We start from the raw sequence: 13,123 nt of genomic DNA, 5'->3' as shown, positions 1-13,123 counted from the left end.
TTACTTCGTTGACCGCCCCATCAGCACGCTGACAGACTTTTCGAGTTTCGAACTCATGCGTGTATGTATTCGGGGGGTCTTGCGGTGCGCATTCGTCGTTTAGCGAGTCTGCTGGCAACCATCGTCGCGGGGGCGCTCTTAGCCACCGGCGGTCCCGTGGGAACAGTGGCGCATGCGGAGCCGCCACCGACAGCCACCGCGACGCGTGCGTCGAGTCAGGCGCCCTCCAAGACGACGGGGAACCCGGTGGCGCCCGGGGCGACCACGCCGACCCCGACCACGCCGAAACATCCGGCGAACTCCACGGACCCTTCGGCCTTCTCGGCTCAACTACCGCCGACAACCTACGCGAGTCCCGCCGCGAGCATGCCGTCGTCGTACACCGACACCGCATCCCGGACGACCGGCGTCGAGTCCGACGCCGCTGTTTCCACGTGCCCGCCGAACAGCGATGACGCCTCGGTCCCGGACTCGGGCGGCGTTCGCTGCGTGGCAGGGAACCTGATGTCCACCCGGGGGCTCCTCGGCTACGCGTGGAGTCCGGCCACCAAGAGCTACACCTCAGTCCCCTGCGTCCTCGACCCGCGCGCACTGAAGCCCAACGCCGTCTACAAGATCCAGGACTGCAAGCCGAGGAGGATGGAGGCAGAGAACCTCGCGCAGACGCGCGTCATCGCTCAACTCAACGCGGCCGGTGTCTACGGCGACAGATCGGCGACAGGCATCACACCCAACATTCAGTGGGAGACGCAAATCACCCCTGGCGGCCTGCGACCGGACCTCGTCCTGTACGACCACACCAGCAATACGGGCCCCGTCGGGCTGGTGGAGATGAAGGGCACCTGGAGTAGCGCCAACCCGGTGGACGAAGTCAACGAGTACGCGGACGTATGGCCACGCGCTGGGCACACCGTGGACCCGTACCACTTCACCAAGCCCTTCAGCGACGACTTCAAGGTCGAGCTGGACCCGCCGTGCAAAGCGGATCCGACCAAGCACTCCGCCTGGCTCTTCCACACCTACAGCGACCCGGTCAACGACGGTGTGATCCGGATATCCCGGACTTTCCAGGAGTGCCCCGAGCGCCAGAAGCAGAACGACGAGGACGAGAAGAAGCAGACCTACGAAGGGACTCTGGGCGCCGACGCCGACAACAACGGCACCGATGACTTCTACGACAACATCCAGGAGCGCCCGGATCTGCAGTTCTCGCACGGCCCCATCAAGGTCCCCTCGTTCCACGCGCTGCCCAAGCCGGTCTTCGTGTCGCTGAACCGGGACGCCATCATGGCGATCGAGGAGGCCATGGAGGGCGCCGGCGCGGACGCCATCGACGCGGAGTGGGCGGCCTTCGTGGACAGCATGCCCGAGGTGGTGGCCGAGGCCTCGGCCGACATCCTGGCCGGCGACGCGGCAGCGCTCGGGCTGGACGGGGCGGAGCTGTTACTGGCGGAAGCAGCGCTCGACGCCGGTTTCGTCACCCTCAGTACCGCGCTCCTGCTCCCGGTCATCGCGGTGGCGGTGGTCGTGGCGATCTGGGCGGTCATGCACTGGCACCTGTTCGGCGATCCGCACATGACGACACTCGATGGACTGGCCTACGACCTGCAGGCCGCAGGGGAGTTCGAGGTCGTCCACGTCCCCAGTCTGGATCTCGACCTCCAAGCCAGATTCGTGCCGCAGGGCACATCGGGGACGTTCACTACCGTGGACGCGCTCGCGTTCTCGATCAACGGGGCGTACGTCGAACTGCACCAGAACGGCGACGCCTTCGTGAACGGGGTGCAGATCCCGGCCTCGCAGAAGCTGACGGACTTCGGTGGGGGCGCGATGCTGGTCCGCAGCGGCAGCAAGTTCGTGGCGACCTTCGGCGCGGCCAAAGCACGGCTGGCGTTCAGCGCGGGCAACGTCGGCTTCGACATCGCGCCCGGCGTACCGACGACCGGCCTGCTCGGCGACAACGACGGCATCCCGGCCAACGACCTGGTGATGTCCGACGGCACGCCGGTCTCCTCCGCCACCGCCTCCGTGCTCGACGGTCCGTACGCCAACTCCTGGCGGCTCACCGACAACCAGTCCGACTTCACCTACCCGGACGAGAACACCACGGCGTCCTACACGGACCTGACGTTCCCCTCGAACGTGGTGACCCTCGTCGACTTCGCACAGTCCGACCAGGACCTCGCCCGTCAGACGTGCAACGCCCAGGCCGTACCGGCGGGTCCGCAGTTCGACGCCTGCATGCTCGACGTCGCCCAGACCGGTGACGCGAACTACGCCAAGGCCGCCGCTGCGGTCACCGATGTGCTTCAGGATGCGGGAGCGCACACGGTCGACGCCGACGGCGCCGTGACCGAGGACTTCGAAGCCGCGATCGGCCCCAACTTCCGCCCCGACAGCACCGAGTCGATCGGTGGAGACACCGTGGCCGGGCCCGTCTTCGACGGCAGCGGGTACAGCTTCACCGTCCCGTCCGTGCCGAACCATTCCGGCGCCACGGTCGCGTTCGACGTCTACACGGTCGGCCTCACCAGTGCCGACGCCCAGGACCAGGGGCTGACCGTGACGGTGGGTGAACCGGCGACCTCGTCGGCGGTCGCGTTCACCTCGACTACGGCGAGCGTCTCCTCGGGGCCTGCGACGATCAGCGCGCTGGGCCAGGGCCAGACCGCCCAGGGAACGGCTTACCAGCGGTATCGGATCACGTTGTCCACGCCGCAGTACAGCGACCAATTGAGCGTGCAACTGAAACCCTCGGGCTTCCGGGGCATCATCGGCACCAGCCTCGCCGTCGACGACATCTCGGTGAGCGCCAGTCTCGTACCGGCTCAGACGTTCTCCGCCGCGCTGCCGTTGTCGGTCTCCTCCGGGACCGTCGACGGCTCCACGGAGGCGGGGGCCGGAAAGCTGGAGAACACCGGTTCGGCGGACGTGTACGCGTTCACCGTTCCGGCCGGCGGTGAGCGCCTCAACCTCGACCTTCGTTCGTGCCCGGCCGCCGGTCAGTCGGACGGCGTCCGCTGGACCCTCCGGACGTCGGCGGGCCGCACCGCCGCGTCGGGGATCTGCGACGACGCCGCGCTCGGCCTCGTGGCGGCGGGGGAGTACACGCTGACGGTCCGCGGCCCAGGTGTCGTGGGGTCCTACGCGCTCGACCTGGAGGCCCCGCAGTCGTTCGCGACGACGGTGCCGCTGTCGGTGACGGAGAACACCCTCAATGGAACCGGCACCGTCGGAGCCGGTGTGTTCGAGGACGGTGCTTCACAGGACAGTTACACGTTCACCGTTCCGGCGGGCGGTCTGCCGCTCGCGCTCAGCCTCAGGTCGTGCCCGGTATCGAACACCTACTCCTCCGGCACCTGGACCCTGCGCGACGCCGCGACGCAGTCCGTGGTCGGGTCCGGGTACGGCGGTTGTTCGTACGGGGACTTCGGCACGCTCGCGGCCGGCTCCTACCAACTGGACGTCGCGGCCAACGGCACGGCCGGTCCGTACACGCTCGACCTCCTCTCCCCGCAGTCGTTCGCGACGGCCCTCCCGCTGACGGCCCGTGCGAACACGCTGAACGGTGCCTCCGTACCCGGTGCGGGCGCCTTCGAGACCGGCGCCTCCCAGGACATCTACACGTTCACGGTGCCGGACGACGGCCGGGTGCTGAACCTCGGCGTCTCGGCGTGCCCGACGGCGAGCTATTCGACGCCACTGCACTGGAAACTGCTCAGCGCGGCGACGGGCACGGTCCTGGCCAACGGCGGCTGCTCGTACACGAACCTGGACCCGCTGGCCGCCGGCGCGTACCGACTGGTGGTCAGCGCCGGGGGCTTGGCCGGTGGGTACACACTGAACCTTGAGGCGCCGCAGTCGTTCACCGCGGCCTTCCCGCTGGCCGTGTCGCCGGACCGGCTCAACGCCGAGACGGCGACGGGCGCGGGCCGGTTCGAGACGGCGGCGTCGCAGGACGTGTACGCGCTCACCGCGCCCTCCGACGGCTCGCCGGTGCTCCTGAACGTCGCCTCGTGTCCCACCGTGAGCTACAGCACCTCGCTGGTCTGGCGGCTTCTCGACGGTTCCGGGGCGGCGATCGCCCACGGGCGGTGCGGCGTTTCCAGCCTCGGAGTCCTGGCCTCCGGCAGTTATCGGCTGGCCGTCGACTCGGGCGGACTGGCCGGGACCTACAGCCTGTTCGCCACGGCCGGTGGCGGGGGGACGCCGGCGGCGACGCTGGACGGCACACCGGACGTGGTGACCACGACCGTCGCGGCCCAGTCGGTGGCCGTCGGGTTCGTGAACCCGACGAGCCAGACCGTGGCGGTGACGGGGTCCTCCACGCTCGTCTCGGGCGACTGCGACTACTCCTCGCTGGTTTTCCACCTGTACGACGGCACCGGCACGGAGGTGAAACACGGCGGCCTCCCGTGCGGCGGTGCGGGGATGCTCTACTCGCCGGTCCTGCCCGCCGGTTCCTACACGGTGGTCATCGTCCCGCCGGCGCCGGTGACCGGGAAATTGGGCGTGCAGCTCTTCGGAGCGTCCACGTCGGCATTGACGGCGACGCTGGACGGCACGCCCGCGTCCGCGACGACCACCGCCGACTCCCAGTCGGTGATGGCCGGTTTCACCAATCCGACCGACCAAGCGGTGGCGATCACCGGTTCCTCGGCGATCGCCACGGGTGACTGCGCCTACAACCCGGTGAAGTTCTACCTGTACGACCACGCGGGTACCCAGGTGAAGAGCGGGAGCCTGAGCTGCGACACGTCCGGCGTGCTGTTCTCGCCGACGCTGGCAGCGGGGTCCTACACGATGCTGATCGCGCCGCCGGGACCGGTGACGGGTACCTACGGCGTCCAGTTCTTCGGAGCCGACGCGTCGACGGCGACCACGGACCTGGACGGCGCTCCCGCGTCGGTGACGACGACAGCCGCCTCGCAGTCGGTCGCGTTCGGGTTCACCGTTCCGGCGGACCAGGCGGTGACCGTCACCGGTTCGTCCGTCATCACCGGCGACTGCCACTACTCGTCCGTGAAGTTCTACCTCTACGACCACTCCGGAGCGCAGCTGAACAGCGGAAGCCTCACCTGCGGCTCGTCCGGCGTGCTGTACGGCAAAGCCCTGAAAGCCGGTTCCTACACGGTGCTCGCGGTACCGCCGGGTCCGGTGACCGGCACCTACGGGGTCCAGGTCTTCGGCGCGAACATCCCTGTGGTCGCCACGTTGGACGGCACTCCGAAGGTGGTGACCACCACGCACGACTCGCAGTCGGCCGCGTTCCGGTTCACCGTCCCGAGCGGCCAGGCGGTGACGATCACCGGCTCATCGGCCATCACCGGCGACTGCGCCTACTCGCCGGTGAAGTTCTCCCTCTACGACAGCTCGGGCGCCCAGGTGAAGAGTCAGAGCGTCACCTGCGGCACGGCAGGCGCCTTGTTCGGCGCGACACTGGCGGCGGGGTCCTACACGCTGCTCGCGGTTCCGCCGGGTCCGGTGACCGGCACCTACGCGGTCCAGGTCTTCGGGGCGACGGCGCCGGTGACGGCCGCGTTGGACGGGACGCCGAAGTCGGTGACCACCACCGTCGCTTCCGGGTCGGTGGGGATCGGGTTCACCGTCCCGTCGAGCCAGGCCGTGACGATCACGGGCTTCTCGACGATAGCCACCGGCGACTGCGCCTACTCTGCGGTGCGGTACTCCCTCTACGACCACACGGGCACCCAGCTGAACAGCGGGAGCCTCACGTGCGGGAACGCGGGCGTTCTGTACTCTCCGACGCTCGCCGCCGGCGACTACACCATGGTGATCGTGCCTCCGAGCGCGCAGACCGGTACCTTCGGCGTCCAGGTCTTCGGCGCCGACGCGGCGTCGGCGACGGCGGCTTCGAACGGCACCCCCGCATCCTCCACCACCACGATCGCCTCGCAGTCCGTGGCGATCGGCTTCGTGGTCCCGGCCGACGGAGCCGTCACGATCACCGGCTCATCGGTGATCACCGGTGGTGACTGCGGGTATTCGACCATGCGCTACTACCTGTACGACCACTCCGGTAAGCAGGTGAAGACCTTCAGCCTCACCTGCGGCAGTGCGGGTTCACTCTTCACCGCGACTCTCGCGGCAGGGCCCTACACGGTGCTGATCGTGCCGCCCGGCCCGGTCACCGGAAAGTACAGCGCTCAGGTCTTCGCGGCGGGCACGTCATCCGCCACAGCCACGATGGGCGGTGCCCAGGTGACGGCGAAGACGACGGTCGCGGCACAGGCCGTGTCGATCGGCTTCACGAACTCCACCGCGCAGAACGTGGCGTTGACGGGCTCGTCGGTGATCACCGGAGGTGACTGCGGGTCTTCGTCCGTGCACTTCTACCTGTACGACCCCGCAGGCGCCCTGCTCAAGAGCGGAGTCCTCAGCTGTGGAAACAGCGGATCGCTGTACACGATGCCGGCGTTGCCGGCGGGGAACTACACGGTGCTGATCGTGCCGGGCAGCCCGGTGTACGGCACGTTCGGACTGCAGGTGGCGAAAGCCTGATCATCCGGTGTCGCCGATCGGGCCGGGACCGCCTTCGGGGGCGGTCCCGGCCCGATCCGTCGTCGGTGCGCCGCGTCCGCCCGCCCCGCCCCACCGTCCCTCAGTCGTCCCCCTTGTCGTGCTCCTTCTCCGCGAGGACGATCACGCACATCGCGACCGCGATCAGCAGCGAGGCGTCGGCGTCCTCGCGGACGATGTCGATGCCGTACGTGTCGCGGATGCTCAGCCACCGTCGGGAGATCTGGGCCAGCAGCTCACCGTCGTAGTCGACGGCGAACTCGCGGTCGAGGATCTTGCCGCTGACGTCGAGTTCGGTGCCGTCCGCCATGGTCACGCGGTAGTGGTTGCGGAGCAGCGACAGGTGCTTCTTCTTCACCCGGGCCAGCTCTTCGCCGTCGCGCTCGACGATCATCGTGTCGCGGATGCTGATCAGCTTCTGCCGCAGCTCCACGAGGACCCGGCCGTTCGCGTCCTTCAGCTCGAAGGTGTCGCGTACCCGCATGGCCTTGCCGTCGACGAGGAACACCTTGCGGCCCTCGGTGTCCTCGATCCAGTAGTCGTCGCCGATGGCGAACAGTCGCTCGCGTACGAGAAGTCTCATGGAGCACAGGTTCCCGGAGGCGGACACGGAATGCATGGGGGCGCGCGAGGTGCCGGAGGCGTCCGGCAGAGCACCCCGCACAGCACCCCGCACAGCACCCCCGCACCCGTGATCGGCAACCGCGCCGCGAGTGGCACCCTTGAGGCATGAATGATGCCGCCCCGGCGCCCGTCCCCGCGCCCCACCGTGCCCGTGTCCGCGCCCCCGAGCTCATCGGCAAGGGCGGCTGGCTCAACACGGGTGGCCAGCAGTACACCCTCGCCGACCTGCGAGGACGCATTGTCGTCCTCGACTTCTGGACCTTCTGCTGCGTGAACTGCCTGCACGTCCTCGACGAGCTGCGCGAGCTGGAGGAGAAGCACCGCGACACCGTGGTGATCATCGGCGTGCACTCGCCGAAGTTCGTGCACGAGGCGGAGCACCAGGCCGTCGTGGACGCCGTGGAGCGGTACGAGGTGCACCACCCGGTGCTCGACGACCCGGAGCTCGCGACGTGGAAGCAGTACGCGGTCCGCGCCTGGCCGACGCTCGTGGTCATCGACCCCGAGGGGTACGTCGTCGCCCAGCACGCCGGTGAGGGCCACGCCCACGCCATCGCGAAGCTGGTGGACGAGCTGGAGGCCGAGCACGAGGCGAAGGGCACCCTGCGGCGCGGGGACGGCCCGTACGTGGCGCCCGAGCCGGTCGCCACGCACCTGCGGTTCCCCGGCAAGGCGCTGCTGCTGCCGGACGGCGGCTTCCTGGTCTCGGACACCACCCGGCACCGCCTGGTCGAGCTGGAGGCGGACGGCGAGACCGTACGCGGCCACTACGGCACCGGCGAGCGCGGCTTCGTCGACGGCGGCCGGGACGAGGTGCGGTTCAGCGAGCCGCAGGGCCTCGCGGTGCTGCCGGACGGCCGGATCGCCGTCGCGGACACCGTCAACCACGCGCTGCGTGCCCTGGACCTCACCACCGGCCGCACGGTGACGCTGGCCGGTACGGGCAACCAGTGGTGGCAGGGCTCCACGACGTCCGGTCCGGCGCGCGAGGTGGACCTCTCCTCGCCGTGGGACATCGCCTGGTTCGGCGACCGCCTCTGGATCGCCATGGCGGGCGTGCACCAGCTGTGGACGTACGACCCCGGGGCCGGGACCGTCGAGGTCGCGGCGGGCACCACCAATGAGGGCCTCGTCGACGGTCCGGCGGCCGAGGCGTGGTTCGCGCAGCCGTCCGGGCTCGCGGCCTCCGCCGACGGCGAGCGGCTGTGGATCGCCGACTCCGAGACCTCGGCGCTGCGCTTCGTGGACCGCGCGGGCGTGGTGACCACGGCCGTGGGCACCGGTCTCTTCGACTTCGGGCACCGCGACGGGGCGGCCGACCAGGCGCTGTTCCAGCACCCGCTGGGCGTCACCGCGCTGCCCGACGGGTCGGTGGCGGTCTCGGACACGTACAACAACGCGCTGCGCCGCTTCGACCCGGCGAGCGGCGAGGTGACGACGCTCGCGACCGATCTGCGGGAGCCGAGCGACGCGGTGCTGGTCGACGGCGACCTGGTGGTCGTGGAGTCGGCGCGGCACCGGCTGACCCGGCTGCGGCTGCCCGAGGAGGCGCTGCGGGTCGACGGCGGCGCGCACCGCACCCAGCGGGCGGCCACCGAGGTCGCCGCCGGGAACCTCCGGCTGGACGTGATCTTCCAGGCGCCGGCCGGTCAGAAGCTCGACCTCCGCTACGGCCCCTCCACCCGGCTGCTGGTCTCCTCGACCCCGCCGGAGCTGCTGGCCGAGGGTTCGGGCGCGGGTACGGACCTCTTCCGTGACCTGGTGCTCGCGGACGGGGTCACCGAGGGCATCCTGCATGTCTCGGCGATGGCGGCGTCCTGCGACGACGACCCGGCGAACGAGTACCCGGCCTGCCACGTCCACCAGCAGGACTGGGGCGTACCGGTCGTGGTGACGGCGGACGGCGTGGCCCGGCTGCCCCTGGTGCTCGCGGGCATGGACGACGCCTGACCGGTACCGGTACGTACGGCCCGATCGGCGGGCTCCGGCGACCCGGAGCCCGCCGATCGGCCTTCCCCCGGCCGGGTTCTGGGAAGCCGGCTCCCGGAAGTCGGCTCTCGGAAGCGGATTCTCGTCGGCGGGATCTCAGAACTCGTCGGCGCCGTTGCGCAGTTCGGGCGTCCAGTAGCCGGTCGCCCACTTCGCGGGGTCGACGGCGATGCCGCCGGAGCCGGGGGCCTTCACGGTGGCCATGCCCGCGCCGGCCGGGAAGGTGATGGTGAAGTCCTCCGCCGTCCTGACGTCGTCGTCCGTTCCGCCGTCCGACAGCCGCACCACCGCGTAGGCGGGAGCACCGGCGGTGAGGACGACCGCTTCGGCGGGCTTGCTCTTGGCGACTGCCGGAACGGCGCCGAGGGCGTTCTCCAGGAACCGGATCTCCGGGAAGCCCGGCATCAGGCAGCTGTGTCCCGAGGTGTTCTTCGCGGTCAGCACGATGTGGGTGTAGGGCGGGCCGTCCTGAACCGCGGCACTGATCGCGAGGGTCTCGGTGGTGCAGGCGGGGGTGCCGGCGGAGGTTCCGGTTCCGCCACCCGTGGTCGTCGCGGTGCCTGCGGCCTGAGCCGTACCGGCGCTCTCCGTCGTGCCGGCGCTCTGTGCGGAGCCCGGGTCCGACGCGGGGGTCGCCGAGGCGGCGGGCGTCGCCGAGCCGCTCAGCACCGTACCGGCGGACTCCGTACCGGCGGACTTCGTGTCGGTGCCGGTGTCGTCGCAGGCGGTGAGGGCCAGGGAGAGCGCGGCGGCGGCCGCGGCGGCGAGGACGGTGGTGCGGGTGCGGTAGGTGGACGTACGCATGGAGATTCCCCCGGGGAGCGGTGTGACGACGGTGCGCCGGCGGCGGCCGTAACGCTGTGAGCTGCTGACATCTCCGAGTCTGGGCCCCGTCGCTGACGTTCCGCTGGTGTCCCGCTGACGTCCTGCTGATGCTCCGCGCCCACGGGCCGCCGCCTTTGCGGGGGTGGTCGGTGGCCCCGTGGAGCGCGGGCTTCAGCCCGTGTCGGTGAGCCTGCGCAGGGCCATTTCGTGGCGGATCCGGTGGTCCGCCCGCGCCGAGACCCGCAGCAGGACCTCCAGGGCGCGCACCGCGCCCTCGTCGTATCCGACGCGTTCCGCTTCCTCGGCCGCCCGGTCCAGCAGCAGGATGCCGCCGTCCTCCTCGCCGAGCGCCAGACGGGCCTCGCCGGCGACGGCGAGCAGCAGCGAGCGGCGGGCGGCCTCCTGCTGTTCCGGGCCCAGGTCCAGTGCCGCGCGTGCGGTCGCCAGGGCGGCGGCCGGCCGGTCGGCCACGAGCTGCAACCGGGCGAGATGCTGCAGCGCGAGCGTCTCCGTGTGCCGGTCGCCCTCCTCCCGGGCCAGCGCGACGGCCCGCTCGCAGCCCTCCAGGGCCGTCCCGGTCTCGCCCCGGCCGGCCAGGACGACCGCCAGGTTGATCAGCGCCGTCGCCTCGCCCAGCCGGTCACCGGCCTGCCGCGCGAGTCCCGGCGAGCGTTCCAGGAGGACGGCCGCCTCGGCGGTCCTGCCCTCCTCCACCAGTACCCAGCCCAGCAGGCTGAGCACCCGCGACTCGGCGTACGGGTCCCGCAGCGTCCGCGCGGAGTCCAGCGCCAGCTCCAGCAGGGGTGCCCAGCTGTCCCGTACCCGCCACACCACCTGCGGCCACTGGAGCAGGATGATCCGCCAGGCGCGGTCGTGCAGACCGGCCTCCCTCGCGGCGACGGCGGCCCGTGCCAGGTCGTCCCGCTCGGCGGCCAGCCAGCGCATCGCCGCCGCCCGGTCGGCGAAGTCCCGTACGGCGGCCGGGCGGTGGTAGTCCTCCGGCAGGACGAAACAGGGCTCGCCGCCGGGCTCTGCGGCCTCGGAGGCGGCGAGAGCGGTGGCGATGCAGTGGTCGAGGACGGCGGTCAGGGCTTCGGCCCCGGCCGCCGGGTCGAGATCCCGGGCGTACAGGCGCACCAGGTCGTGCAGCACCCAGTGCTCCGGCGCGGTCTCGGTCACGAGGTGCGCGGAGCCGAGCCGTTCCAGGGCGGCCGACGCGGCGGTGGGACCGGTGCCGGCGAGCGCCGCGCAGGTGTACGGGTCGAAGTGGCCGCCGGGGTGGTGGCCGAGCCTGGCCAGCAAGTGGGCGGCGTCGGCTGGCAGTTGCTGGACGGTCAGTCGGAGAGCGGCCGAGACTCCGATGTCGTCCACGTCGAGGCGGGCCAGCCGGCCGCGTTCGTCGGCCAGTTCCTCGGCCATTCCGGCGAGGGTTCGCTGCGGCCGGCCCGCCAGCCGGGCGGCCGTGACCCGCAGGGCGAGCGGAAGCCCTCCGCAGAGTTCGGCCAGGCGGCGGGCGGCCACGGGTTCGGCGCGGACCCTCTCCTCACCGAGGACACCGGCGAGCAGGGCCGTGCCGTCCCGGGGTTCGAGGGTGTCGAGCGGTACGGGCCGGGCCGCGTCCGAGGCGATGAGGCCCTCCAGCCGGTTGCGGCTGGTGACGACCGTGACGCAGTCGGTCCCACCGGGGAGCAGGGCGCGGACGGTGGGGGAATCGCGGGCGTTGTCGAGGATCACGAGCAGCCGGCGCCGCTCGGTCAGGGCGCGGAAGAGCGCGGCCGCCGCGGTGACGGACTCCGGGACGCGACGGGGTGCCACGCCGAGGGCGAGCAGGAACTCGCGGAGCACGTCGACCGGTGCGGGCTCGCCCGTCTCGCTGAACCCGCGCAGATCGGCGAAGAGCCGCCCGTCCGGGAACGCGGCGGGGTTGTGGTGCGCCCACTGGACGGCCAGCGAGGTCTTGCCCACCCCGGCCGGGCCGGTGACCAGGCACACCGGCGCCTCGCCCGCGGCGGCCCGGGTGAGCGCGGCCAGTTCGGCGGTGCGTCCGTGGAAGCCGCGGGGGGCGCGCGGCAGCAGATCGACGGCGTGCGGGACGGTGAGGTGCGGCGCGACGGGAGGGTGCGGTCCGGGCGCCGGGGCCGGAGGTGGTGCGGGGAGCGCGCCGACCGCCGTCGCGCCGGTCTCCGGGGCCCCCGGAGCATCCGGTTCCGTACCCGTGGCACCGGCCGGTTCCGACGCCTCGTGACGGCCCGGCGCCTCGTGACGGTCCGATGCTTCGTGACGGTCCGGGAGCGTGGCGGGCCCGGGATCGCCGCGCAGGATCAGCGCGTACGCGTCGGCCAGCTCGCGGCCCGGGTCGATGCCCAGCTCGTCGGCGAGCAGCCGCCTCGTGCGGTGGAACCAGTCCAGGGCCTCGGACTGGCGCCCCGCCCGGTACAGCGCCAGGATCAGGGCCGCCGAGAGGGACTCCCGCAACGGCTGTGCCGAGGCTTCCGCCCGCAGAACGGCGGCAGCCCGGTGGTGCTCGCCCAGTTGCCCGTAGGCGCGGGCCAGTTCTTCCACCGTGGCCAGCCGCGATTCCTCCAGCGTGTGCGCCGCGGCCTGCAGTGGAGGACCGGCGAGCGCCCCGCTGAGGGCGGGGCCCTGCCACAGCGAGAGGGCGTCCTTGAGCATGAGGACGGAGTCGGTGGTGCTGCGCTGCTGCCGCGCCAGCATCAGGAGCTCCTCGAACCGCTGGGAGTCCAGCAGGGTTTCGGAGGCGCGCAGGACGTAGGCGTCGCCGAGGGTGAGCAGTTCCACGCCGTACGCCGACGCCTCCGCGTCCACCAGCAGGGCGCGGAGGCGTGAGACGTGTCCCTGGATGACGCTGCGGGCCTGCGGCGGGGGTATGTCGTCCCACAGGGACTCCGTCAGCCGGGCGACGGAGACAGGGGTGTTGACGGAGAGCAGGAGGGCGGCGAGCAGGCTGCGCCGTTTCGCGGGGCCGAGCGGCAGGGGACCCCTGTGGGTGTCGACGGAGACCGTGCCGAGCAGCCGGAACTCCACGAGCGGCTTCCTTCCGGGCGGACCACACCCGGGACGCGCCCCGGACCGGAGGCCAGGATATCGGGCCCGCCGGGCCGCCCCGCGGCCTCGTCCCGTACGT

General features: G+C 71.5%; 6 protein-coding genes. 2 read left to right on the top strand and 4 right to left on the bottom strand.

From position 1 onward, the window contains the following. Positions 1-344: 344 nt before the first annotated feature. A complete protein-coding gene (locus ACWCWD_RS04005; protein ID WP_450770043.1) occupies positions 345-512 on the bottom strand; it encodes a hypothetical protein in 168 nt (55 codons plus the stop codon). Here ACWCWD_RS04005 and ACWCWD_RS04000 point away from each other — a divergent pair. Further along, the gene (locus ACWCWD_RS04000; protein WP_450770041.1) at positions 505-6,522 is read left to right on the top strand and encodes a VWD domain-containing protein; all 6,018 of its coding nucleotides are present in this window, start codon (positions 505-507) and stop codon (positions 6,520-6,522) included. The genes ACWCWD_RS04005 and ACWCWD_RS04000 overlap by 8 nt on opposite strands. Positions 6,523-6,622: 100 nt before the next feature. Here ACWCWD_RS04000 and ACWCWD_RS03995 read toward each other — a convergent pair whose 3' ends face one another. After that, positions 6,623-7,123, bottom strand: a complete 501-nt coding sequence (locus tag ACWCWD_RS03995) for an LURP-one-related/scramblase family protein (protein WP_450770040.1) — start codon at positions 7,121-7,123, stop codon at positions 6,623-6,625. A 146-nt stretch (positions 7,124-7,269) separates the two neighbouring features. On the opposite strand from ACWCWD_RS03995, the gene ACWCWD_RS03990 reads away from it, so the two are divergent. Next, positions 7,270-9,114: an NHL domain-containing thioredoxin family protein gene (locus tag ACWCWD_RS03990; RefSeq protein WP_450770038.1), complete on the top strand. Its 1,845-nt coding sequence runs from the start codon at positions 7,270-7,272 to the stop codon at positions 9,112-9,114. A gap of 135 nt (positions 9,115-9,249) precedes the next feature. On the opposite strand, the gene ACWCWD_RS03985 is transcribed toward ACWCWD_RS03990, so the two are convergent. Both ACWCWD_RS03985 and ACWCWD_RS03980 read right to left on the bottom strand, forming a co-directional pair. Then, positions 9,250-9,957 (bottom strand): DUF4232 domain-containing protein, encoded by a 708-nt coding sequence (locus tag ACWCWD_RS03985; RefSeq protein ID WP_450770036.1) that lies wholly within the window; start codon positions 9,955-9,957, stop codon positions 9,250-9,252. Positions 9,958-10,149: 192 nt separating this feature from the next. Then, a complete protein-coding gene (locus tag ACWCWD_RS03980; RefSeq protein ID WP_450770034.1) occupies positions 10,150-13,023 on the bottom strand; it encodes an AfsR/SARP family transcriptional regulator in 2,874 nt (957 codons plus the stop codon). Positions 13,024-13,123 lie beyond the last annotated feature (100 nt).

The organism is Streptomyces sp. NPDC001493 (assembly GCF_053597235.1).
The sequence above is the reverse complement of the archived record's forward strand: the minus strand, read 5'-3'. Positions and strand labels throughout refer to the sequence as shown.

Bases quoted from the DNA above. Each gene is read 5' to 3' on its own strand.
- ACWCWD_RS04000 (WP_450770041.1), top strand. From the start codon at position 505: ATGTCCACCCGGGGGCTCCTCGGCTACGCGTGGAGTCCGGCCACCAAG.
- ACWCWD_RS03995 (WP_450770040.1), bottom strand. From the start codon at position 7,123: ATGAGACTTCTCGTACGCGAGCGACTGTTCGCCATCGGCGACGACTAC.
- ACWCWD_RS03990 (WP_450770038.1), top strand. From the start codon at position 7,270: ATGAATGATGCCGCCCCGGCGCCCGTCCCCGCGCCCCACCGTGCCCGT.
- ACWCWD_RS03985 (WP_450770036.1), bottom strand. From the start codon at position 9,957: ATGCGTACGTCCACCTACCGCACCCGCACCACCGTCCTCGCCGCCGCG.